Origin of the sequence: Nereida sp. (assembly GCF_965655635.1) — a bacterium.
Classification (GTDB): Bacteria; Pseudomonadota; Alphaproteobacteria; order Rhodobacterales; family Rhodobacteraceae; genus Nereida.
Window position 1 is genome coordinate 93670 of sequence record NZ_CBFHHE010000004.1, and the last position, 21706, is coordinate 115375.

A 21706-nucleotide genomic window follows, 5' to 3' on the forward strand; every position below is an offset into this window, starting at 1 on the left:
AATAACATGGCACTAGACAGAAGCACCCCCATCCTGAGAGGCCAAGACGGCGAAGGCTCCGTACAGGTCCATCAAGATGACGGAATGAAAATCGAAGGCGCCAAGGTGTTTTCGGTCTACGGCAAAGGCGGCATTGGTAAATCAACCACCTCGTCCAACTTGTCTGCTGCATTTTCAATGCTGGGCAAACGGGTTTTGCAAATTGGGTGTGACCCAAAGCATGACAGCACGTTTACTCTGACAGGCTCACTTGTTCCGACAGTTATCGACATCCTAAAGGATGTGGATTTTCACGCAGAAGAGCTACGCCCTGAAGACTTCGTTTTTGAGGGTTTCAACGGCGTTAAGTGTGTTGAAGCAGGTGGCCCTCCGGCGGGTACTGGTTGTGGTGGCTATGTGGTTGGCCAGACCGTCAAATTGCTTAAGCAGCACCATTTGCTTGAAGACACGGACGTAGTCATTTTTGATGTTTTGGGCGACGTGGTGTGCGGCGGCTTTGCTGCCCCCTTGCAACACGCTGACCGTGCATTGATCGTCACCGCAAACGACTTTGACAGCATTTATGCGATGAACCGGATTATCGCTGCCGTTCAAGCGAAGTCCAGCAACTATAAAGTCCGCCTCGCAGGCTGCGTCGCCAACCGCTCACGCGAGACAGATGAAGTAGATCGGTTCTGTAAAACCGTTGGCTTTAACCGCATCGCACACATGCCTGATCTTGATGCGATCCGCCGATCACGTCTCAAAAAGAAGACCCTCTTTGAGATGCCCGATGAGGAAGAAATCGTACAGGTTCGCAAAGAATACATCCGCCTAGCAGAGACACTTTGGAACGGCACTGAGGCGCTTGCGCCTGCACCTCTGCCTGACCGCGAAATCTTTGAATTGTTGGGCTTCGATTAAACCATGACCGCATACGACCGCACCCTTTCCCGCGTCGAAACATACTTCGACCAAACCGCGACTAAAACATGGGAGCGCCTGACATCAGACGCGCCCGTGTCGCGGGTGCGCGAAACCGTGCGCGCGGGACGGGACCGGATGCGTGAAACAATGCTCAACACCCTTGGTGATGTGCGCGGCAAACGAATTTTGGACGCCGGCTGTGGCGCGGGTCAAATGACGCATGAACTGGCCTTGCGCGGTGCAGAGGTAGTCGCCGTGGATATCTCGCCATCACTGGTGGAAATCGCACGCAAGCGGTTGCCAGATGCCTTGTCTCATCAAGTAACATTTCACGCAGGCGATATGCTCGACCCCGCGCTTGGTGACTTCGATCACGTGGTCGCGATGGATAGTTTGATCTACTATGATGCCGCTGACATCAATCGCTCAATCTCAACCCTATTCAAGCGAACAAGTGGTAAAATTGTATTCACTGTTGCGCCACGCACACCGTTCTTGATGGCGTTTTTCGGCATGGGGAAACTCTTTCCACGCCGTGACCGCAGCCCCGTGATGATCCCACATGCGCCCAAAAAATTGGCGCACCTTGTAGACGGTAATCTGCGCAGCGTCGCGCGGATCAACTCGGGTTTTTATATCTCTGAATGTTTGGAAGTAACTAAGTGAGCCAAGCGCAGCGCATATCAAAATGGCTCCCATTTGCGGATGCCGCGTCTGAGGGTCTACCCCTCGGACAGCTTTTGCGGTTGTCGCTATTCCAAGTGTCCGTCGGCATGGCGTCTGTCTTACTGTTGGGCACTTTAAACCGCGTTATGATCGTTGAGTTGTCAGTACCGGCGATAATTGTCGCAGTCATGATCGCATTGCCTGTTTTATCTGCGCCGTTCCGCGCACTTTTGGGCTTCAAGTCAGACAACTTGCAAAGCTCACTCGGGTGGAAACGCATCCCCTACTTATGGTTTGGCAGCTTATGGCAGTTCGGCGGCTTAGCGGTAATGCCCTTCGCCATTCTGTCACTGGGATTTGAGCAAGCAGCCGGTCCCGAATGGGCAGGTGAGGTTCTGTCAGCAGCAGCATTCTTGATGACCGGCCTTGGTATGCACATGACCCAAACCGCAGGTCTGGCATTGGCCGCAGACCGCGCAGATGATGAAACACGTCCTCGCGTTGTGGCTCTTTTGTACGTCATGTTCCTGGTTGGTATGGGGCTGTCCGCCGTGATCGTTGGCTATTTCCTGCGCGATTTTAGTGATCTGCAGCTGGTCCGCGTCATTCAATCTTGCGCCGTAATCACCCTTGTTTTGAACATTGTCGCTTTGTGGAAACAAGAAAAGCTGGTGCCCAAATCTAAGGCAGAGCGTGATGCAGCACCACGCCCCACTTTCAAAGATACATGGTCAGATTTCATGGCTGGCGGTCAAGTTGGCCGCCTGATCGTTGTCGTCTTTTTGGGAACCATGGCTTTCAATATGCAGGATGTATTGCTTGAGCCTTACGGCGGCGAAGTCTTGGGGCTATCTGTATCGGCCACCACTTTACTGACAGCGCTTTGGGCGTCTGGCTCACTTCTGGGCTTTGCACTTGCAGCTAGATGGCTGCGCGGTGGGCTAAACACACATCTCATGGCAGGCCGTGGCCTGCTTGTTGGAGTGGGTGCTTTCACATGCGTTGTGTTCGCCGCACCACTCAATTCAGTATTCCTTTTCTACACTGGAAGCGCCGCGATCGGCTTGGGTGGAGGGCTGTTTGCAGTCGCCACGCTGACCGCAGCAATGACTTTGCCCAACGCAGGCCGCGGCCTTGCTTTGGGGGCTTGGGGCGCCGCGCAAGCGACCGCCACGGGCCTGTCGATCCTCATCGGGGGTACCATCCGCGATGTGGTCAACACTGCCGCACTTAACGGGAACTTCGGACCGGCGCTCGCCACGCCATCAACGGGCTATTCAGTTGTCTATCATACTGAAATTGCTCTTATTTTTGTCACGCTCATCGCCTTGGGGCCCCTTGTGCGACGCGGGACACAGACCACTCAGCAAGGACGTCAGATCGGTCTGGCTGACTTCCCTACCTGACACATTCGGAGAAAGAAAATGGACGGAACTATTTTTGGAAACATCGACTTGGCGAGCGTCGCTCTTTGGGGCTTTTACGGCTTTTTCGCGCTGCTGATTTACTATCTGCAAACCGAAAACATGCGTGAAGGCTATCCGCTTGAAAATGATAACGGTGAGACAGCGGCCAACCAAGGCCCCTTCCCTGTGCCAAACCCCAAAACGTTTAAGCTGCCACACGGCCGCGGCGAGGTAACCGTTCCCGGTCCTGACCGCCAAGCCCGTACAGATTTGGCGCTTGAGCAAACTGGCGTCATAAACGGCCTGCCGTTCGAGCCAACCGGTGATCCAATGATGGACGGCGTTGGTCCAGGTGCGTGGGCTGCGCGTCAAGATCATCCAGAGCTGGATGGCAAAGGTCACCCCAAGATCATCCCCATGTCGAGCGTTGACACATTCCGCGTGTCTGCTGGCCGTGACCCACGTGGTTTACCGGTTATGACAGGCGATAACGTTGTTGTTGGTCGCGTCACCGATATGTGGATCGATGAACCAGAACAGCTGGTGCGCTATTTCGCTTATGAAGTTGATGCAGAATTTGGCGGCGGCACCAAACTGGTAGCCCGTGAAATGGCGCGTATCAAATCAAACCACCTCAAGATCCGCTCAATCTATTCGCACAACGTCAAAGGTATTCCGACCCAAAAATCGGCAACTACTGTGACGTTGCTCGAGGAAGAGAAGATCCAAGCCTACTACGGCGGCGGCACGCTCTATGCGGACCCAAGCCGTTTGGAACCCCAAGCCTAAGGAAAGTCGACCCCATGTCACACGACGATTTCGCAGTTGAACCCATCGAAGGTCTGCCAGAGGAATTGCCTACGGGCGAAGAGATCCTCTGGCAAGGACGCCCCAATTGGTGGAGCCTGACCAAAGAAAGCTGGGGCCTGAAATGGCTCATGGGCTATTTCGCTTTGTTCGCGCTGTGGCGTTTCATCGTTGTGCTTGGGGTTGCCCCTTTTGGCCACGCACTTCTGTCTGTACTACCGTTTGCGATATTTGCAGCGGCAACAGTCGCTGTGCTGGCACTGATTTCATACGTACAGGCCCGTAACACGGTCTACACAATTACGAACCGCCGCGTTGCCATGCGCATCGGGGCGGCTCTGACGATGACCCTGAACCTGCCATACCAGTGGGTGAAGAACGCAAACCTCGCGCTGCTTTCTGGCGGTCATGGCACCATCGCGCTTCAAACATCGGGCAAGACCCGCATGAGTTACCTAATGTGTTGGCCCCACGTTCGCCCTTGGCGAATGGCCCACACGGAACCCGCTCTCCGTTGCATCCCTGACGCCGCTAATGTCGCACAGATTTTGGCCGCCGCAGCGGAGACGCGGGTATCCGAAGCCCCCATTATCACACGCGTCCCCAACGCCGTTCCAGCGGAGTAAACTGACATGCAATTTGCCCCTTCTGAAACCCGTAAAATGTTGAACAAAGACCGCGAAATGATCCCGCGCACGCTGATCCGTGGCGTGTTGTTCATGATCGCTTGCACAGTGGCTTTGTCAGCCTACTCGGTCTGGTCAGACCGCCCATCGGCCAGTGCTCTGCCTGCTTCACCAATCGTGAAAGAACGTACGATCACGATGAAAAGCGAAATCTCAGGCGCCACGTATATCGCTGATATCGACGGCACAGTTTTGCTTGATGCAGGCCCGGGTGCAGGTGGTTTTATGGGCGTGATGTCACGCGTCGTTGAACGCAACCGCACCGTAAATAACATGGACATGAGCGCGCCTGTGCGCCTTGTGCAATTTGCCAATAACCGCGTCGCCATCATCGATGACGCAACCAACTGGAGCGCAGACCTGATGGGGTTTGGGTCCGAAAACTGGGCAGCCTTCGCCACGCTGCTCGATCAATAAGGGAACCGGAACCATGGGATTATTCACCCGATCAAAAGAAACAGCGCCCTGCACTGTCAGCATCTCGCACCGCTTTGAAGAGCTCAGCGCGCATGTGCGATTTGACAACGGAGCAGTCATTCACCCCGGTGATAGCGTTTTGGTCCAAGGGGCCGAGATCATGGCGCCTTTCGGCGAAATCGTCGAAGAAAACCGCACCGCTGTCATCACCCGCGCCAGCGGTCTTGAGCGCGCATGGACGCGCCTGACCGGTGATCTGGAATTTATTGAGCTTTGCGAGTTTTCATTCTCTGAGGAGGTTACAGTATGAACATCCAAACCCCCAAGGACCTGAACGGTCACGCATCCCCCACCGCTTTGCATGGTACCAACGAAGCCATGACGTCGGAAAAAGCAACCGATGTTGCGATGCAGGACACGCTTCTTACCCCGCGCTTTTACACAACTGATTTCGATGAGCTGGACGCCGTCAACGTTGAAAACGTGCGCCACGACTGGGACACTCTGATCGGCCAAATGGAAGCAGACCCAAACAAGGGCCATTTCAAGAAAAACGCTGATTGGGACACCGTCGATTGGGACGGCATGGAGCCTGCTCTGCGTGCCGAATTTATCGACTTTTTGATTTCCAGCTGTACCGCTGAATTCTCGGGCTGTGTGCTTTATAAGGAAATGAAACGCCGCGGTTCTAATCCAGACATCACGCAACTTTTCCAACTGATGGCCCGCGACGAGGCCCGTCACGCTGGCTTTATCAATGATGCACTGCGCGAAGCTGGCATTGCGGTCAACTTGGGCTTTTTAACCCAACAAAAGAAGTACACGTACTTCCGCCCCAAGTTCATTTACTACGCCACGTATCTGTCAGAAAAGATCGGCTACGCGCGCTACATCACGATCTTCCGCCACCTCGAAAAGCATCCCGAGCACCGCTTCCACCCCATTTTCAAATGGTTTGAGGAATGGTGCAACGACGAGTTTTCACACGGCGAAGCCTTTGCGTTGTTGATGAAAACAGACCCTAAATTGACGGAATCGCGCCAGAACCGCCTCTGGATCAAGTTTTTCCTGACGGCCGTTTACGGCACGATGTGGGTCCGTGACCACCAGCGCCCAGTTTTCCACGAGGCCTTGGGCGTGGATGTGACCTGGTACGGCATGGAGGTGTTCCGTAAAACATCGGAAATCAGCAAACAGATATATCCCTTCACGCTTGATATTGATCACCCGCGCTTCCGCAAAGGGCTCGACAAACTACAAGACGCCAACGTTCAGATTGCCGCTGGCAAACGTCAGCGCGGCGTTGCTGGTAAGATCAAACAGTTCATCGGAACCGCCCGCGCGGCGGCCGCATTTGCTGTCCTCTACTCCATCCCCGTTGTGCATCACGAACGTCCAGCAAGCACCATGATGGAACCGGCCTACTAATGTTGGCGACCCCATGGATATCTGCGCTTGGCGCGCTGTTCTTGTGGTGGTTTTCCACGGGTGCGATCCTTGTGATCGTGCGCCGTGCTGACCGCGCCGAGGGCACCGCTGGCCTATGTGCTGTTCTATGGGGTTTGCCGTTCCTGCTTACGGGGGCTGCTGCATTTTACGTCTCGCTCTCTCAAACCGGAGTGGCGGGGCCCTATATCGGGTTTTTGGCCGCCTTGGCCGTTTGGGGATGGATTGAGCTGGCATTCTTGACGGGCATTATCACCGGTCCAAACACCGCTGAATTGCCGCCTAACACCCCACCATTTGAGCGCTTTGTTCGTGCGTGGGGCACCGTTGCCCACCACGAGATTTTGTTGACCGCAGCCCTTGTTGCAATGATTTGGGTCAGCCAAGACGCCGAAAACATCTTTGGTCTTTGGACATACGCGGTTCTTTATTTCGCCCGCATCTCAGCCAAGCTGAACCTCTTTCTGGGCGTCCCCAAGATCAACACGGAATTTCTACCAAAACCACTGGCACATTTGCCGAGCCATTTTCGCCACGCACGGGTCAATTGGCTGTTTCCTATATCGGTCACCGCGCTCACATTCGCGACGGCCTGCTGGCTTGAACGGCTATATTCCGCCTCATCACAGGCAGAAGTGGCCGGATTTACCCTACTCACCGCCATCACTGCGCTGGCATTACTAGAACACTGGCTAATGGTCATTCCATTGCCTGACGAAAAACTATGGCGCTGGATGCTCCCCGCCCCTGCGCCCACAAAAACAAAAGGGACCACGTCATGACGTTTGATATTCTTTTCAATGAGCAGTTGGACAAACTCAAAGACGATGGCAATTACCGCGTTTTTGCACAGCTTGAACGTCACACGGGTAAGTTCCCTCAGGCGTCTGAGCATGGCCAAGACGAGGCGCGGGATGTCACAATCTGGTGCTCAAACGATTACCTTGGCATGGGTCACCACCCTGACGTGATCGCCGCCATGACACGCACCGCCGAGAGCTGTGGTACTGGTGCGGGTGGAACACGCAACATCTCTGGCAACGCCATTCACCACCTCGCCCTTGAAAACGAACTGGCTGATCTGCACGGCAAGGAAAGTGCACTTTTGTTCACCTCTGGGTACGTATCGAACTGGGCCGCTCTAAGTACCCTTGGCGCGCGACTGCCCAATGCTGTGATCTTGTCAGACGAAGGCAACCACGCCTCAATGATCGAAGGCATTCGTCACTCAAAGGCTCAAAAGGTCATCTGGAAACACAACGATGTTGAGGACCTTGATCGTAAGTTGGCTGCCCTGCCCGCCAACACCACAAAGATTGTCGCGTTTGAAAGCGTTTACTCAATGGATGGTGACATCTGCCCGATGCGCGAAATCATTGAAGTTGCTGAGAAGCACGGCGCGATGACTTACCTTGATGAAGTTCACGCCGTTGGCATGTACGGCCCACGTGGCGGCGGTATTTCCGAGCGTGAGGGGCTTGCCGATCGGATCACACTGATCGAAGGGACTTTGGGCAAGGCCTACGGTGTTGTTGGTGGCTATATCACTGGCTCCGAGGCGCTGTGTGATTTCATCCGTTCGTTTGCCTCTGGCTTTATCTTCACCACCGCCCTGCCCCCCGCAGTGGCAGCAGCGGCGCAAACGTCTATCAAGCACCTCAAGACCTCAGATGTTGAGCGTAAAGGCCAACAAGCCCAAGTCGCGCAGCTACGTCATAAACTTGATCGCGCTGGCATCCCGCACCTGATGAACAAAAGCCATATTATCCCCGTGATGATCAAAGATCCTGTCAAAACGCGGATGATCGCGGATTACCTGATGGAGCAGTACGGCATTTATGTGCAGCCCATTAACTACCCCACAGTGCCAAAAGGAACCGAGCGGCTACGCTTTACACCGGGCCCCTGCCATACTGATGCGGACATCGATCATTTGGTAAATGCGCTTAGCACTCTGTGGAAGCAATGCGCGGTTTCCCACGCAGTCGCGTGATTATAGCAGGCTTAACTTTACCTGCGGCACTTTGGCCCTAGGTTGATTATTGGAATGAACGTTGGAGATAGACTTATGAAAACGACACTACTTACCCTGACCGCCGCAATGGCTATCGGTGGCGCTGCATTTGCAGACGGCCACGCTTCTGGTGATGCTGCTGCAGGTGAAGATGCATTCAAAAACTGTACAACATGCCACTGGGTTCAAGACGCAGACGGCAATGACATTGTTGGTAAGAAAAAACCAACTGGTCCAAACCTTTACAACGTCGTCGGCAACGCGATCGCTCAGTCTGATTATCGCTACTCCAAGCTCATGAAAGCTGGCACAGACGCTGGTCTCGTGTGGGACGAAGTATCGTTTGTCGCTTATGTTCAGGACCCAACAGGGTACCTGAAAGAAGCCACAGGCGAGAAGGGCCGCAGCAAAATGAGCTATAAAGTACGTAAAGAAGAAGATGCTGTGAACATTTACGCGTACCTTGCGTCGCTGGCCCCAGCTAACTGATCTGCAAAATAAAAAATTTGTTTTTCTTTGTAAAAAGCAATGGCCGTCCCCGTTAGGGGGCGGCCATTTTTTTAACTAAACTAGATACTTCGCAGCTTAGATCACTAAGACAACTTCGCTTACGTCTTGGTCGACAGCTCGGCACGCTGCATTCACTTGTTCAATTAAATGGGTCTGAACATAAGCAGCATGAAATTTACTCGGCGCGCGAAGGACCAACCGCCCCCCTGCCCGCTCAACACGCACCAGCGCGCTTAACCACGCGCCGTATGCGCCTTCGTCCTGAGTATGAAGCACACATTGGGCCAAGCTCCATTCTGTCCCACTACTCGGGTCTGGTGCAGCTATTTTCCCGCGTGCCTTCAACGGCACCACCTTTGCACTTTCAGGTACACCTTCCATACGCAACGCATAATCAGGGCCAACAGCATCCCACTGTGGCCGCGTCGCACGTCGTATACACTCCAGATCAAGCCCGTATTGGGTTACACGCCCACGCGCGCCTTGGCGGTGAACCACAAGCCACCCCATTGCTTTAAGTTTAGCCATCTCACGTTTAACGGTGCGGGGTTCCACTGCCCAAAGCCGAGCAATTTCAATTTGCCCCACGGCCAACTCATCCCGCTGCCAATTATAGCGCGCCACAACAAGTGTAATAAATCGCAGTATCAACCGCTGCTCGTGTTTACCGTGTGCCAGGGCATAGGCGCCCATGGCAGTTAGCACATCATATTTTACCACTGACGCATTGCGCCCAACAGTTTGGGTAACGTTCATATCCGCCCTTTTCGCGCCCTTTGGAATAAACCTCCGCTCTTTTGGCGGATACTTTGGGTCGCGTTATGTTTAGCCTCATGCAGCGACACCATGTTCGGTTGCCTCTGCTTTTTATTATTTTTCGAGTGATGGCGCAGAACTACACAAATTCGTGGTGTAACTCAACGCTAAATCAAATCTCTTGTCTGATTTGCGTCCAATGGCTCGATTCTGTCAAGTTCAGTTTTCCTGAGCCCCTCAAAACGACTAATCAATAAAGATATGTTTGGTATTAATGGTATAGGGGGACGGCATGAATGACACCTATTAGGGCTTTTTTGTCCCCCAATATGTAGCGGTGGCAATCGTTGTGTCCCCCCTTAATTTGGGATACTCGTCAGAAAATAGGCCTTTGTTGGGTCCAGCAGCGCCTTGCGATTCTCACAAAAACAGCCGCTACGTGCTATTTTCGCTTTTTTTACGATTTCATCTTTATCCCCTTTTGCTTTTTTCGCAAATTAGGCGTAAATCAGGACAACAGCATCTAAAAGCGTCCCCGCGGGGACAAGTTATGTCAAAGGCTCCAAATGTTTTCACATGAAGATCTAGCTCGCATGCAAGCGCAGTCCTTGCGAATGCAGGGTGTTATTAGGAAGCAAACCTATTCCCCAGAGATGGAAAAAACTCTGCGGCGTTTTTCCAGTTGGGAGGTGGGCGAGCTTATCTTCAAGGTAAACCAGTCCACTTTGCGCGGTCGGTTGGCGTCAGACCCCTCCCTGCCCCAAGGGTTGGTTGAGGAAGATGGGCGCCAACGCTGGTACTCCCTTGAGGAGATCAACCAGATCCGCCGCCGCCTTAAGGTGAACCGAAAGTCGCTTATGCCGCCGCGCCCGTCGGGTAAGCGGGCCATTCGTGCAGCAATCGCTAACTTCAAAGGCGGTGCTGGAAAGTCCACGGTTGCGCTGCACTTTGCCCATGCGGCCGCGCTTGACGGATACCGCGTTCTTTGCGTGGACTTTGATCCCCAAGCTACACTGTCTCATTCGATGGGGCTGTCGGATGTGGATGAGGAATTCACTGTTTGGGGCGTCATGGCGCGCGACCTAATTCACCAAACAGAGGCGATGAACGCCAATGTAAGTATGGGCGCTGAAAGCGGTGCGGCTCTGCCCAAGCGTAGCCTGCCCTCTTCAATTACGGATATGGGATTGGCCGATTTGCGGGTGACGGATTTCATTAAGCCGACGTCATGGCCTACAATTGATATCGTGCCGTCTTGTGCCAATGCAGCCTTTGTTGAGTTCGCCTCTGCGCAGTATCGCCATGTGAACCCAGAGTGGTCGTTTTTTGCTGCCGTCTCGCGCTACCTCGATCAGTTGCCGCCAGACGCATATGACATGATCATCTTCGATTGCCCGCCCGCGATTGGATACCAATCGATGAATGCCGTCTTTGCGGCGGATGTTCTGTATATCCCATCAGGTCCGGGTTACTGGGAGTATGATTCTACGACCTCATTTATCGGCCAGCTGTCCGAGGCTCTTGAGGATTTGGCGCACTTCCGCAGCGGTGTCCCCGCGGGGACGATGTCCCTTCCAAAGGAGTTCCTTGATGTCCGCTTCTTGCTGACCCGTTTTGAGCCAAACAATGATCTGCACCGTGCGATGCAGCAGGCATTTGTTAAAGTGTTTGAAGATAGAGTTACCGAACATCCCATTGAGATGACCCGTGCTGTTGAGCAATCAGGTCGCTTCCTGTCGTCCATTTACGAGATCGACTACAGGGACATGACGCGTGAGACTTGGCGCCGTGCGCGGGCATCCTTTGATCAGGCCTATGAAGAATTTCGGACTAACCTTGTAAGCGCGTGGGAAGAATTGGAGTAATGCTATGAAGAAACGTCGTGTATTCGATATTGATTTTGATGAAGCAGAACATACACAAACACCTCAGTTAGAGACTAAGTCGATGTTTGGTTCCCCTGCCCCGTCAGCACCCCACGACCGGCGTGGCCCTATGGCTTCAGCCATTGCTGAGAACGCTGGCGCTTTGTCAGAGCGCGCAGCAGCAGAGGCCGCTATTCGCGCCGAAAATGACCGGCTCGCCCATGAGTTAGTGGGCCTAAAACAAGCTGGCTTGATTACGCGTTTAGTCGATATTGACAGTGTTAAAGCTGAACTACTGACCCGTGATCGCAAGGCGGTCCGCGATAGTGAAATTGATGAGTTAAAGGCCTCGATCTGCGATATTGGGCTTTCAAACCCTATTCAGGTGCTGGAGGCAGGTGATGGTTATGAGTTGGTTCAGGGATATCGGCGTCTGACTGCGTTTCGTGAGCTTTACAAAGAAACTGGTGAAAAGCGATTTGCTGAAATTCCAGTAGGAATTATTGCTAAGACTGAAGAAGACCGGTCTTTGTATCGTCGGATGGTAGATGAGAATATCGTTCGCAAAGGTATCGGATTTGGTGAAATGGCGGCGATTTCTTGGGCTTACTTGCGGTCGTCTGACAAAGCGTTCTCGAACGTGAACGAAGCCATTGATGATCTGTTTGCAAGTGCGGGTCGGCAAAAGCGGGCCTACATTAAGAACTTTGCAAAGCTATATCAGCGGCTTGAACCAAGCTTAGTTCATGTTGATGTAATCCCACGGGCGCTTGGCCTTGAGGTAGGGAAAAAGCTTGATGAGAACTCTGCGCTTGTCAGTGTTCTGAAGCAGCGCTTGCTTGACGCAAGTGGGCAGAGTGCGGCTGATGAACTTCGGATGCTGCGGGCGTTTGTGGCTGAGAAGAATACTCAGAAAACAACGCCTCCTGAGATGGCCAAGACGACCCTACGTTTGATGTCCCCGCGGGGACAGGTGAAGTGCGTCGCCGCTGAAGGAAGTTTTTCGATGCAATCGAAGATGGATTTCACAACCGTTGAGCGCGCTCGGCTTGAGGCTGCAGTAGCTGCGTTTTGGGAAGCGCTTGATCCAAACTAGCGTGTCCCCGTGGGGACACGTTGCTCTTCGATAAAGGCCCGTATCAGGTTGACCACCTGCTGCGGGCTTTCTTCATGGGCTAAGTGCCCAAGTTTACTAAGTTCTTGCACTCGCGCGTTTGTCATATGTAAGGCAGCTGCGTTGCTTGTATTCGGCGGAACAGCCTGGTCGTTTGAGCCGGTAATGAAGAGTGTTTGATTGCGGATCTTTGGTAGCCGTTCGAGCAACCCATCCAGCTTCCAATGCGCCATCATAGCGAGTGTGCCATCAACGTGCGAGCGACGTGAGAGGAGCGTCTCATAAAGCTTTAGGCCGTTCTCATCCAGCTCTGAACCTGTCCCAGTAATCAGGCGCTCAACTGCTGCGCTGTTGCCAGAGGTAGCAGTAAAGATACGTGCTGTCAGTGGGTTCAGGGACAGCAGCTTGGCGAACGCAGGGAATAGAAAGCCTGCAATGCCTTTGAAATTTGCGAGAGCCGCATTGATGCCGATGATCTGTCCCCGCGGGGACACGCCAAGTTCTACAAGCCGCATTGCAATGGCCGCACCGGCGGAGTGCCCGATGATTGCGGTGGGTTCCCAGCCTTCTTGGGCAAGCAACGACGCAAGGTCTGTAGCCATTGCATCCAGCCCGCAGCGCGCGCGCGAGCCAAGTTGGCTAAAGCCCTGACCCGGCAGGTCAACGGCGATGACTTCGTGCGTTTGTGCCAATAGCGGCATGACGTCTCGCCATGAATGCGTTGCGCCACCAGCGCCGTGGATTAGCAATAATTGCGGTCCGCTGCCCATAATTTGTACGTGCCACCTGTGTGGCCTGCAGGGAATGATCTGAGAGTACTCTTTGTGGGGCCAGTAGGCGGGCAGGCGGGGCAATAGGTCCATGCCTCTACAAAGCGCCTGAGATGGCCTGAGAGAGCTTTTGTGCGTTGGCTCTGGGTAGTGCGATATAGAATGCCATCATGCGGCTGGAGAGGGCTTCTAAGGCTTTATGTGGTCGGTTAGACACATCAATGACCATGCCCGCGATGTTATGCGCGGCGATATGTTGGGCCATCATCTCGGCATCTGTCCCCGCGGGGACACGAGAAGCTTTTCCATCAAGAGCGATGTTTGCACGTCCATCGGTCAGCGTGATGATTGTGGGTGTCAGGCCGCGCCCTTGGGCCTGTTGTGCCAGATAAAGGGCTGCCCTCAGGCCGGCCGCAAGAGGCGTACCACCACCACCTGCCAAGCTGGCCAGTTGTCGTTTCGTCTGCACCAAGCTGCGCGTCGGTTGCAAAATCGTTTCGGCCGTTTCACCGCGAAACGCCACCAGCGCCACATGGTCGCGACGGGCGTAGGCCTGCGCTAGCAGCAACTCAACTGCGCCTTTTGCCTCTCCGAGTCGTGCCATGGCGGCACTTCCGGATGCGTCTACAGTGAAAATCATTAGTCGGTCTGACATTTCTTTAAAGCGCTTGACCCGAATATCAGACGGGCGAATGGCGAGCGTGGTTTGTTTAGACCCGCGGCGACGCAATGGTTGCCAAGGTGCGGCGGCACGCAGGGTCGCGACCAAATCAATTGTGTTGGTGCCATCCAGCTTACCAGTGGTTGATGGCAGGGGGCGACCGCGGCGGTTTCCTTTCTTGCTGTCACCTGAACCGCTGGCTGTTTTGGCGCTTCGCTGTGCTTTTGCCTTGGCTAACCGAGCGAGGACGTCCGGTGGCAGCATCGCGCGAATGGCATCGACCACCATGTCTTGCGGTATAATCTCTGCGGACTGATTGGCTGCTGAAGTGTCGCTGGTGTTTTCAGGCGGCGGTGGCGTTTCTTGTGCATCTGTTTGATCGGATGGTAGGCAGGTGGCGCGGGGCGCGATGACCAGTTCAGCGGCCGTCTTCAGATCGTCGGCATTAGGTGTTTGACGGTTAAACAGAGCCGCATGTGTGCGTGCGGCCTCAACAGCAAACATAGGCGCGCGAATGCCATCAACGCCAAATTGAATACAGAGCGATGTGAGGTATTTAATTACCTCATTGGATGTTTCAGCAGTTGTCAGATCAATGCTGCTTGGCAGCGTGATGACACTGACATCTGTGTGCCGTATCCCGCCTAAATCTAAGTGAAAAGCGAGTCGTTCCGCTAGTGTCGGAGCGAGTTGTTCAGCACCCTCTTCGTCCAAGCCTTCGTCAAGTGCGATCAGGGTGTGATCGCCTGTGTCCAATGTTTGCGCAAGCCGCGCGGCCAATGGCCCTTCTGTGCGTTCAGCCATTGTTAGAACAAGTGTCGAAGGGTCGTGCAGCATCCCTTTTTCGGTCACAACAGAGCCTTTTTGGAGCGTAGCGCTGATGTCTACGCCGCCGAAAAGCTGTTCGTCAGAAACGCGTGGATGTACCCGGCGGCAGGGCAGGGGGAGCGCATCGCAGGCGGCGTTGAAGCGGTCACGGACGGGGCCGTTACGGGCTTTTACCCACATGCCACCAAGACGTGGGTTAAGCGCCAACAAGGTTAACGCGCGTTCAGCGAGAGACCATGCTGGTGCGGGACTAGTCATGCAGTGGCAACACTTGGCGTGTTGAAGACTTGGTTCACAATGCGTGCGACGCGCGCTCCGCTGCCGGCTTCATCAAGAGGATCGCGACGAAGGCGATGGCGGAGGGCCATTGGTGCAACTGCTTGTAAATCCGCACGAATTACTTTGTTGCGGCCCTGATAAGCGGCCCATGCGCGCGCTGTGCGAAGCAAGGTAAGCTCTCCGCGCAGGCCATCGGAGCCAAGCGCAATACAAAGCGCCCCACAATCAGCCAAAATTGCATCATCCGTCTTAATTTTAGGCAGTACCGAACGGGCTTTGATGATGTCATCGCGGATTTCCGCATCTTTGACAGCCCATGTTTCAAGGAAGGTGGCCGTGTTCCGCTCGTAGGCGTCGCGGCGCTTGATCACTTCGACCCGTGTCTCAACGTCATTGGGAGAGCTAACGTCAAGCGACAGGCCGAAGCGATCAAGAAGTTGGGGGCGCAGCTCGCCCTCTTCTGGGTTGCCTGAGCCGACAAGAACAAAGCGCGCGGCATGGCGAATAGACAGACCTTCACGCTCAACCACGTTTTCACCAGTTTGGGCCACGTCTAAGAGAAGGTCCACGATGTGGTCTTCGAGCAAATTGACCTCGTCGATGTAGAGATACCCACGGTTTGCACGCGCCAGTAGGCCTGCTTCAAACGCTTTTTCGCCGCGTGTTAGAGCCTTTTCGATGTCCAATGCCCCCACAACGCGGTCTTCGGTGGCGCCAAGGGGTAGATCAACGACTGGGGTCGGAATTTCTACTGTCTGGTCCGTGTCGATTGCCGCCCAATCTGGGCAATCCGCAGAGGTTTCGGCGTTGGTTGGGCAGCCTTTGATGGCTGTAATCGGTGGCAGCAAAGCGGCAAGCGCGCGCACGGCTGTCGATTTGCCTGTCCCGCGGTCACCGAAGACCAACACGCCACCAATTGAGGGGTCAATCGCGGTGAGGATCATTGCCTGTTTCATCTCGTCCTGACCGACGATGGCGGAGAAGGGGAAGGGCTGTTTCATGAGATTTCTTTCAGTTGTGCGAGGGGCGAAACGCCGCCCCATGTACCGGCTTCACCGCAAACGCGGAAGCGGGCGTAGAGTTCTTCTGCAAACCAGTCGTCCCTACGGACGGCCTTGATTGCGCGGGCGTGAGGCCCGTCTTTTCGGGCGAAATTTGCCATCGCGTCAGCATTTGGCCAGATGGAAAAAGTAATTTGATGCAGCAACGGTACCTCCCCAATGCCGATTTTGAACGCAACATTCGGATCCGCGCCGATAACTGATGAAATGGCGGGAACCCGCTTCCAAAACCGTAGGGCTTTACGGGTTTTCACCGTCGCGCGCGTAAGCGCGGCAAGGGGGCCTTCGGTGTCAGCGCTTTCAACGAAGGGTACTTTGCCTGACCACGCACCACGAACGGATGTGGGTGTTAGAAAGACTGTCCAGCTTTCGTCTGCGCGGGCGCTGTAGCGGCAAAATAGTGGTGCAGATAGGCTCTGTTCTTGAGCGATTTGTATATTGGGCCATGTGGCCAAGATGGCGTAAACTTGGGTGTTGGGAAGCGGGGTGAACCCTTCGCCGGTTCCTGAGCCGCAGAGCTTCCAAAAGTCGATGTGTGGCGTTTTGCCAATGCTGAACCGTGCCGCGCCCATCATGGCGAGCGCCCATAGTCGCGCCCTAAGTGGGCCGAACCTGTAGAAGCTGATGCTGACGCATTGGGTGGTCATTTACGAGTCACTTTGGCTAGGAGTGTCAATCGAAGCTTACACGAAAGTGTTGTCAAGTAAACCTGACAGTGCGAGAGTAGCAGTTATGAATGATCTTGATCCACGATTCCCGAGCGGTGATGCCGCACCTCATGCGATTGTCATTGGCGCGGGGCTTGGCGGGCTTGCCTCGGCGATGCGGCTTGGGGCGAAGGGGTACCGCGTGACGGTCCTTGATAAGCTGGATCGTGTGGGCGGCCGTGGCTCATCCATTACAAAGGGCGGGCATCGGTTTGATCTGGGGCCGACCATCGTGACGGTGCCGCAAGTTTACAAAGATTTGTGGACAGCGTGTGGCCGAGAGTTTGAAGATGATGTGGAGTTGGTCCCGCTTGATCCGTTCTATGAAGTGCGCTGGCCTGACGGTAGCCGCTTTCGGGCAATGCAAGATACAGCCGAAATGGAAGCAGAAGTTGCATGTCTTAGCCCTGGTGATGTGAAGGGCTACCGCCGTTTTCTTAAAGATGCTGAACGCCGCTACGTGGTTGGTTTTGAGGGTATGGTCGCCAAACCGATGCACCGCATTTGGGAAACCATAAAGGTGTTGCCGTTGTTTGCGGCGCTTCGTGCAGACCGGTCTATTTTGGACCTTGCAAAGGCGCGGTTCAAGGATGCGCGACTACGCATGGCTATGTCGTTCCACCCGCTCTTTATCGGTGGTGATCCACGCAAAGTGACAAGTATGTACGCGTTGGTTGCATATTTGGAGAAACGCTTTGGCGTACATTATGCGATTGGCGGAGTTCAGAAGCTGGCCGATGCGATGGCCAATGTGGTGAAAGAACAGGGCGGTATTTTCCGAATGGGCAGCGTGGTCGATGAGATCATGGTCGAACAGGGGCGGTGTTGCGGTGTGCGGATGATGAGCGGCGAGATGATCCATGCTGATATTGTGGTCAGTAATGCAGATGCCGGTCATACCTACACGCATCTTCTGCGCGGTCATAAACGGGCGCGCTGGACCGACAAAAAGATGGAAAGCCGCCGATGGTCGATGGGTCTTTTCGTTTGGTATTTCGGGACCAAAGGCACCCGTGGCGAGTGGAAAGATGTCGGACACCACACCATTGTGAATGGTCCGCGTTATGAGGCGCTGCTGAAGGATATCTTTGTTAAGGGTAAGCTTGCGGATGACTTTAGTTTATACATTCACCGGCCCAGCTTGACCGACCCAACGGTAGCGCCTGATGGGGATGACACGTTTTACGTATTAAGTCCGGTGCCGCATCTGGGTCACAAAAATGGTGTTGATTGGGAGCGTGACGTTGAAGCGTACCGCGCCAAAGTGAGCGCCGTTCTTGAACAGCATATCCCGGGATTTGCTGAGAAGATCACAGAGCAAGTTACGTTTACGCCTGAAGATTTTCGGGACAGGTATCTCTCGCCAAATGGGTCGGGCTTTAGTCTTGAGCCGCGTATTCTGCAAAGTGCTTGGTTCCGTCCTCATAACGTTTCAGAAGAAGTGTCGGGATTGTTTTTGGCGGGTGCCGGCACGCACCCCGGCGCCGGTGTACCGGGTGTTGTGAGCAGTGCAGAGGTGCTGGCCAAGATGGTGCCTGACGTCGCTCCAAGCGGGGCTGAACCTGTTCTTTCGGAAAGGACCGTCCGATGATCGCACCAGCAGACCTTGAGCATTGCAAAGAAGCGATCCGCCATGGGTCGCTTTCATTTCATGCGGCAAGTAAATTATTGCCCGCAAAAGTCCGCGACCCTGCGCTTGCGCTTTATGCTTTCTGCCGACTTGCCGATGATGCGGTTGATTTGAACGCCCACAAAGCAGCGGCGGTGTTGCGGCTGCAAGAACGTCTTGATCGCGCCTATGAAGGCCGCCCATTTGACGCACCTGCGGACCGTGCATTTGCTGCCATAATCGAGCAATTCGAAATGCCGCGCGCTTTGCCTGAGGCGCTGTTAGAGGGCTTGGCGTGGGACGCGACTGAGCGGCGGTATGAAACGCTCGAGGAGCTTTATGGATACTCCGCGCGTGTGGCTTCTGCTGTTGGCGCAATGATGTGTGTTTTGATGGGTGTTCGGGATGAAAATACCTTGGCGCGCGCGTGTGATCTGGGCGTTGCGATGCAGCTGACCAATATTGCGCGTGACGTTGGCGAAGACGCCCGCGAGCGGCGGATGTACTTACCAACCGAATGGCTGGACGCAGCTGGACTGAATGCAGAAGACGTGTTCGCTGATCCGCGCCCTAGCAAGGCAATCCGCGCGATGGTGCGGCGTTTGGTGATGGATGCGAACCGGCTCTACATGCGGTCGGAAGCGGGGATTTCGGCGCTACCGCTCAAGGCGCGGACCGGTATTTTTGCGGCCCGTTTGATTTATGGTGGGATCGGTCGTGAGGTGCAAAAAGCGGGCTATGACACGATTAACACCCGTGCTCACACTTCAAAGGGGCAAAAGCTGGGCTGGATTGCACAGGCTGCTTTGCGGACAGGGGCGAGCGTTATGATGCCACAATCTGCTGTTGTATACGCACGGCCTTCGCCTGAAGTGGCTTTCTTAGTTGATGCGGCTGCGCGCAAAACACCTGCACGACCGTTTTGGGGTGACGATGTTTTGGCGATCCTGTCTGACTTAAAGGCGCGCGAACAAATGGACAAAACGAATATCGTCACTAGGTAACAGGGTACTCACGCGAAAGGTGAAGCCCACATGGATTGGTCAATTTTCATCGTCTTTATGGCGGCAAGCTGCACGGCCGCGGCTACGGGGTCTTTGTTCCCGCCGGATGGATGGTACCGCGCGCTTAACAAGCCAAGCTGGACGCCAAAGGACTGGATGTTTCCCGTTGCTTGGGTAACGCTTTATATTCTCAGCTCTGTCGCTGCGACATTGGTGGCTGGTCGCGAAGGCGTAGGCTTGGCTTTGGCGTTTTGGGCGTTTCAAATTGCAGCAAACACGCTTTGGAGCCCCGTGTTCTTCGGGCTAAAGCGCATTCGTGCGGCGATGATTTCGCTCGTGGTGCTGTGGCTTGCGGTTTTTGGGACGTTGGTAAGTTTCTGGCTTATGCTGCCTATCGCGGGTTGGATGATGGTTCCATATCTTGCGTGGGTCAGCGTCGCAGGTGCGCTTAACTGGTCGATCTTGCGGCGCAACCCCGACGCGGTCGCTACGGTTTAACGCCGCTCGGTTTATTCTGCTGGTGGTGTGTCAAAGCGCCATTTTGCGCGGCGTGGCACGCGACAGGCCAGCATCGGTTTGACAATTTTTGAGCGGAAGCGGTTGAGGTCAAGTGCCTCGTGAACGCCCACAACTTCCTCACCCGCAAATTGCGTCTTTACCGCAGAGCGTGAGTAGAATGGTGCATCCAGCATACCTTTGACTTGAACCGGTTTGTATCCTGCATCAGCCCGCGTTTCGCGGCGGACCTGCCAAAGCGAGCGTTTCATTGCAACTTTGGGGGGAGAGTTCAAAAGCTGCACTTCACCATCGTTTTGAAATAGTAAGCCGACGTCTAATGTGCTGCCGTCGCGGCGGTCTGCGTCGTAAAAACACACGGATCCTTTGGAGTGCGGATAGCGGCCCCATGTCCAATAACTGAAGTCGTCCTCAAGCGCAGCGGTCCCGAAGTTAGCATCAAAATAGCCGTGCCCATCCCACTGCCAGCCATCTGCTTCAAGCTGCACATCAATATCTGCAGATGGTGCAAACGGGCGCCAAACATGGGTCCCCGACGGAGTAAGCGGTACCTCAAGGTTTGTTACAAATTTTGGCGTGAGGGTGACTTTGCCGCGCACAGGGCCAACCATTGGCGGTGCGCCCATTTCATTGATATTGATCACCAGTTTATCGCCCATCCATGTCATTTTGGAGGGGCCAACTTCAAAGATATTTTGACTTGTGCGCAGGGCGCTTTCACCCCGATCGGTCATGGTGAAACGTCCGCCCGGCCCGTAAGTGGCCACGTTGATACAGCAGTGGTTGCGCGGGGATTTGCGACCTGACCAGCGATACCAAGGTGAAAAGACAGAGCCTATGAAGCCGATGATGCTGATGGCGCGGGTGCCGCAGTGGCTGATCCCGTCGATGTACCACCATGCATAGCCGTTGGGCGGGACGTCGATGTCGAAGCAAGGTCCGTCAATATCGCCTCGGCCGCGTGCTGTGCGGACAGGGTTGCCATCGGGATGCCCGCTCCCGGATGCGTCCCCCCACCCACCAGATACAGGCCGTTCAATGGGCTGCGTGCCGTCGGCCGAGCGAACGATGCCATCAGCCCATGTGGGCTCTGCCCGTAAAGGGAACCGTGGCTTGCGGGGAATAGTCGGTTGAATGTTGCCGGTGGCGTCAGGCTTTGGGGTGTCGGTTTTGGGGTGAAGGTGAGCCCGAAGCGGGCCAATGTGTTGAAAACTAGTGTCTGACATTGCGTAATTTCCCGTTGGCTCGCTGTGGTGTTAGTTGTGGGCGGGGCGTTCATGATAATTTCGAAGCGCTCCAACCCACTGGGCTGCGCGCCGCCGGCTCGGTCTTGGGCGCAGATGTAAAGGGTGGGGTCTTGGGGCAGATTGCTTGACCGGATGGGTCCAAACTCTGTTTTTGGGTCATCTCCAAAAAAGACGGTGTGATGGCTGAGGTCAGGTCCGGTTGGTTGGGCCGCAAATGTGTGGACATGTGCGGATAGGCTGCGTGTTTGGACGTGCTCATTGGGGACGGCTGTGCGGCTGGATTTGCCCAACAACCCGTCTTGCAGCGCTTTTGGGTCCCCGTTGAACAAAACGCGGGCAGCGTCGTAGTGTGTGCCGTCGTCCGTGGTTAGTCCGCAGATACTGCCGTTTTGGACGTTTATCTGTTTGATATGTGTATTGAGTTTAAATGT

The 21706-nt window shown here is 54.7% G+C and carries 22 protein-coding genes; 16 read left to right on the forward strand and 6 right to left on the reverse strand.

Annotation, left to right across the window (positions count from 1 at the left end; all coding sequences use genetic code 11):
• Positions 1-6: 6 nt before the first annotated feature.
• The 11 genes from bchL (at position 7) to ACTF5M_RS02490 (ending at position 8837) form a co-directional block, all read left to right on the forward strand.
• Positions 7-903, forward strand: a complete 897-nt coding sequence (gene bchL / locus ACTF5M_RS02440) for a ferredoxin:protochlorophyllide reductase (ATP-dependent) iron-sulfur ATP-binding protein (protein WP_048599933.1) — start codon at positions 7-9, stop codon at positions 901-903.
• A gap of 3 nt (positions 904-906) precedes the next feature.
• Positions 907-1572 (forward strand): magnesium protoporphyrin IX methyltransferase, encoded by a 666-nt coding sequence (gene bchM, locus ACTF5M_RS02445; RefSeq protein ID WP_438959511.1) that lies wholly within the window; start codon positions 907-909, stop codon positions 1570-1572.
• Positions 1569-2978, forward strand: coding sequence for a PucC family protein (locus ACTF5M_RS02450; RefSeq protein ID WP_438959512.1), 1410 nt, complete (start codon positions 1569-1571; stop codon positions 2976-2978). The genes bchM and ACTF5M_RS02450 overlap by 4 nt, the downstream gene beginning before the upstream one ends.
• Positions 2979-2996: 18 nt before the next feature.
• A complete protein-coding gene (gene puhA / locus ACTF5M_RS02455) occupies positions 2997-3767 on the forward strand; it encodes a photosynthetic reaction center subunit H (protein ID WP_341246327.1) in 771 nt (256 codons plus the stop codon).
• 14 nt (positions 3768-3781) lie between these two features.
• Complete coding sequence (puhB, locus tag ACTF5M_RS02460; RefSeq protein WP_438959513.1) at positions 3782-4411, forward strand: photosynthetic complex putative assembly protein PuhB; 630 nt, start codon at positions 3782-3784, stop codon at positions 4409-4411.
• A 6-nt stretch (positions 4412-4417) separates the two neighbouring features.
• Positions 4418-4888 carry a photosynthetic complex assembly protein PuhC gene (puhC, locus tag ACTF5M_RS02465; protein ID WP_438959514.1) on the forward strand — a complete coding sequence of 157 codons (471 nt, stop codon included), beginning with the start codon at positions 4418-4420 and terminating at the stop codon, positions 4886-4888.
• Positions 4889-4901: 13 nt separating this feature from the next.
• The gene (locus tag ACTF5M_RS02470) at positions 4902-5198 is read left to right on the forward strand and encodes a hypothetical protein (protein WP_438959515.1); all 297 of its coding nucleotides are present in this window, start codon (positions 4902-4904) and stop codon (positions 5196-5198) included.
• Between the two features lie 68 nt (positions 5199-5266).
• The gene (gene acsF, locus ACTF5M_RS02475; protein WP_438959532.1) at positions 5267-6316 is read left to right on the forward strand and encodes a magnesium-protoporphyrin IX monomethyl ester (oxidative) cyclase; all 1050 of its coding nucleotides are present in this window, start codon (positions 5267-5269) and stop codon (positions 6314-6316) included.
• The gene (puhE, locus tag ACTF5M_RS02480; RefSeq protein WP_438959516.1) at positions 6316-7116 is read left to right on the forward strand and encodes a putative photosynthetic complex assembly protein PuhE; all 801 of its coding nucleotides are present in this window, start codon (positions 6316-6318) and stop codon (positions 7114-7116) included. Before acsF ends, puhE begins: the two co-directional genes overlap by 1 nt.
• Positions 7113-8327 (forward strand): 5-aminolevulinate synthase, encoded by a 1215-nt coding sequence (gene hemA / locus ACTF5M_RS02485; RefSeq protein ID WP_048599925.1) that lies wholly within the window; start codon positions 7113-7115, stop codon positions 8325-8327. Before puhE ends, hemA begins: the two co-directional genes overlap by 4 nt.
• Before the next feature lie 75 nt (positions 8328-8402).
• Positions 8403-8837: a c-type cytochrome gene (locus tag ACTF5M_RS02490; RefSeq protein WP_438959517.1), complete on the forward strand. Its 435-nt coding sequence runs from the start codon at positions 8403-8405 to the stop codon at positions 8835-8837.
• Between the two features lie 96 nt (positions 8838-8933).
• Here ACTF5M_RS02490 and ACTF5M_RS02495 read toward each other — a convergent pair whose 3' ends face one another.
• On the reverse strand, positions 8934-9614 hold the full coding sequence (locus tag ACTF5M_RS02495; RefSeq protein WP_438959518.1) for a hypothetical protein: 681 nt from the start codon (positions 9612-9614) through the stop codon (positions 8934-8936).
• A 566-nt stretch (positions 9615-10180) separates the two neighbouring features.
• On the opposite strand from ACTF5M_RS02495, the gene ACTF5M_RS02500 reads away from it, so the two are divergent.
• Together ACTF5M_RS02500 and ACTF5M_RS02505 are read left to right on the forward strand one after the other, a co-directional pair.
• The gene (locus tag ACTF5M_RS02500) at positions 10181-11479 is read left to right on the forward strand and encodes an AAA family ATPase (RefSeq protein WP_438959519.1); all 1299 of its coding nucleotides are present in this window, start codon (positions 10181-10183) and stop codon (positions 11477-11479) included.
• A gap of 4 nt (positions 11480-11483) precedes the next feature.
• Positions 11484-12575, forward strand: coding sequence for a ParB N-terminal domain-containing protein (locus ACTF5M_RS02505; protein ID WP_438959520.1), 1092 nt, complete (start codon positions 11484-11486; stop codon positions 12573-12575).
• Here the strand turns inward: ACTF5M_RS02505 and bchO are convergent.
• The 4 genes from bchO to crtA are packed head-to-tail and all read right to left on the reverse strand — an operon-like array spanning position 12572 to position 16839.
• Positions 12572-13456, reverse strand: coding sequence for an alpha/beta fold hydrolase BchO (gene bchO / locus ACTF5M_RS02510; protein WP_438959521.1), 885 nt, complete (start codon positions 13454-13456; stop codon positions 12572-12574). The two genes, ACTF5M_RS02505 and bchO, sit on opposite strands and share 4 nt — an antisense overlap.
• A 4-nt stretch (positions 13457-13460) precedes the next feature.
• On the reverse strand, positions 13461-15110 hold the full coding sequence (locus tag ACTF5M_RS02515; protein WP_438959522.1) for a magnesium chelatase subunit D: 1650 nt from the start codon (positions 15108-15110) through the stop codon (positions 13461-13463).
• Positions 15107-16132 (reverse strand): magnesium chelatase ATPase subunit I, encoded by a 1026-nt coding sequence (gene bchI / locus ACTF5M_RS02520; RefSeq protein ID WP_438959523.1) that lies wholly within the window; start codon positions 16130-16132, stop codon positions 15107-15109. Before bchI ends, ACTF5M_RS02515 begins: the two co-directional genes overlap by 4 nt.
• Positions 16129-16839: a spheroidene monooxygenase gene (gene crtA, locus ACTF5M_RS02525; RefSeq protein WP_438959524.1), complete on the reverse strand. Its 711-nt coding sequence runs from the start codon at positions 16837-16839 to the stop codon at positions 16129-16131. Before crtA ends, bchI begins: the two co-directional genes overlap by 4 nt.
• 85 nt (positions 16840-16924) lie before the next feature.
• Between crtA and ACTF5M_RS02530 the strand changes: the two genes are divergently transcribed.
• From ACTF5M_RS02530 to tspO, 3 genes are read left to right on the forward strand one after another with little or no spacing between them, the layout of a single operon-like run.
• A complete protein-coding gene (locus tag ACTF5M_RS02530; protein WP_438959525.1) occupies positions 16925-18490 on the forward strand; it encodes a phytoene desaturase in 1566 nt (521 codons plus the stop codon).
• A complete protein-coding gene (gene crtB, locus ACTF5M_RS02535) occupies positions 18487-19512 on the forward strand; it encodes a 15-cis-phytoene synthase (RefSeq protein WP_438959526.1) in 1026 nt (341 codons plus the stop codon). Before ACTF5M_RS02530 ends, crtB begins: the two co-directional genes overlap by 4 nt.
• Positions 19513-19542: 30 nt before the next feature.
• Positions 19543-20010: a tryptophan-rich sensory protein TspO gene (tspO, locus tag ACTF5M_RS02540; RefSeq protein ID WP_438959527.1), complete on the forward strand. Its 468-nt coding sequence runs from the start codon at positions 19543-19545 to the stop codon at positions 20008-20010.
• An 11-nt stretch (positions 20011-20021) separates the two neighbouring features.
• On the opposite strand, the gene crtC is transcribed toward tspO, so the two are convergent.
• The gene (crtC, locus tag ACTF5M_RS02545) at positions 20022-20909 is read right to left on the reverse strand and encodes a carotenoid 1,2-hydratase (protein ID WP_438959533.1); all 888 of its coding nucleotides are present in this window, start codon (positions 20907-20909) and stop codon (positions 20022-20024) included.
• Positions 20910-21706: the final 797 nt, after the last annotated feature.

What these genes read in the sequence shown, in the direction of transcription:
- bchL (WP_048599933.1), top strand. Translation starts at nt 7, where the DNA reads ATGGCACTAGACAGAAGCACCCCCATCCTGAGAGGCCAAGACGGCGAA.
- bchM (WP_438959511.1), top strand. Translation starts at nt 907, where the DNA reads ATGACCGCATACGACCGCACCCTTTCCCGCGTCGAAACATACTTCGAC.
- puhA (WP_341246327.1), top strand. Translation starts at nt 2,997, where the DNA reads ATGGACGGAACTATTTTTGGAAACATCGACTTGGCGAGCGTCGCTCTT.
- puhB (WP_438959513.1), top strand. Translation starts at nt 3,782, where the DNA reads ATGTCACACGACGATTTCGCAGTTGAACCCATCGAAGGTCTGCCAGAG.
- puhC (WP_438959514.1), top strand. Translation starts at nt 4,418, where the DNA reads ATGCAATTTGCCCCTTCTGAAACCCGTAAAATGTTGAACAAAGACCGC.
- ACTF5M_RS02470 (WP_438959515.1), top strand. Translation starts at nt 4,902, where the DNA reads ATGGGATTATTCACCCGATCAAAAGAAACAGCGCCCTGCACTGTCAGC.
- acsF (WP_438959532.1), top strand. Translation starts at nt 5,267, where the DNA reads ATGACGTCGGAAAAAGCAACCGATGTTGCGATGCAGGACACGCTTCTT.
- puhE (WP_438959516.1), top strand. Translation starts at nt 6,316, where the DNA reads ATGTTGGCGACCCCATGGATATCTGCGCTTGGCGCGCTGTTCTTGTGG.
- hemA (WP_048599925.1), top strand. Translation starts at nt 7,113, where the DNA reads ATGACGTTTGATATTCTTTTCAATGAGCAGTTGGACAAACTCAAAGAC.
- ACTF5M_RS02490 (WP_438959517.1), top strand. Translation starts at nt 8,403, where the DNA reads ATGAAAACGACACTACTTACCCTGACCGCCGCAATGGCTATCGGTGGC.
- ACTF5M_RS02495 (WP_438959518.1), bottom strand. Translation starts at nt 9,614, where the DNA reads ATGAACGTTACCCAAACTGTTGGGCGCAATGCGTCAGTGGTAAAATAT.
- ACTF5M_RS02500 (WP_438959519.1), top strand. Translation starts at nt 10,181, where the DNA reads ATGTTTTCACATGAAGATCTAGCTCGCATGCAAGCGCAGTCCTTGCGA.
- ACTF5M_RS02505 (WP_438959520.1), top strand. Translation starts at nt 11,484, where the DNA reads ATGAAGAAACGTCGTGTATTCGATATTGATTTTGATGAAGCAGAACAT.
- bchO (WP_438959521.1), bottom strand. Translation starts at nt 13,456, where the DNA reads ATGGACCTATTGCCCCGCCTGCCCGCCTACTGGCCCCACAAAGAGTAC.
- ACTF5M_RS02515 (WP_438959522.1), bottom strand. Translation starts at nt 15,110, where the DNA reads ATGACTAGTCCCGCACCAGCATGGTCTCTCGCTGAACGCGCGTTAACC.
- bchI (WP_438959523.1), bottom strand. Translation starts at nt 16,132, where the DNA reads ATGAAACAGCCCTTCCCCTTCTCCGCCATCGTCGGTCAGGACGAGATG.
- crtA (WP_438959524.1), bottom strand. Translation starts at nt 16,839, where the DNA reads ATGACCACCCAATGCGTCAGCATCAGCTTCTACAGGTTCGGCCCACTT.
- ACTF5M_RS02530 (WP_438959525.1), top strand. Translation starts at nt 16,925, where the DNA reads ATGAATGATCTTGATCCACGATTCCCGAGCGGTGATGCCGCACCTCAT.
- crtB (WP_438959526.1), top strand. Translation starts at nt 18,487, where the DNA reads ATGATCGCACCAGCAGACCTTGAGCATTGCAAAGAAGCGATCCGCCAT.
- tspO (WP_438959527.1), top strand. Translation starts at nt 19,543, where the DNA reads ATGGATTGGTCAATTTTCATCGTCTTTATGGCGGCAAGCTGCACGGCC.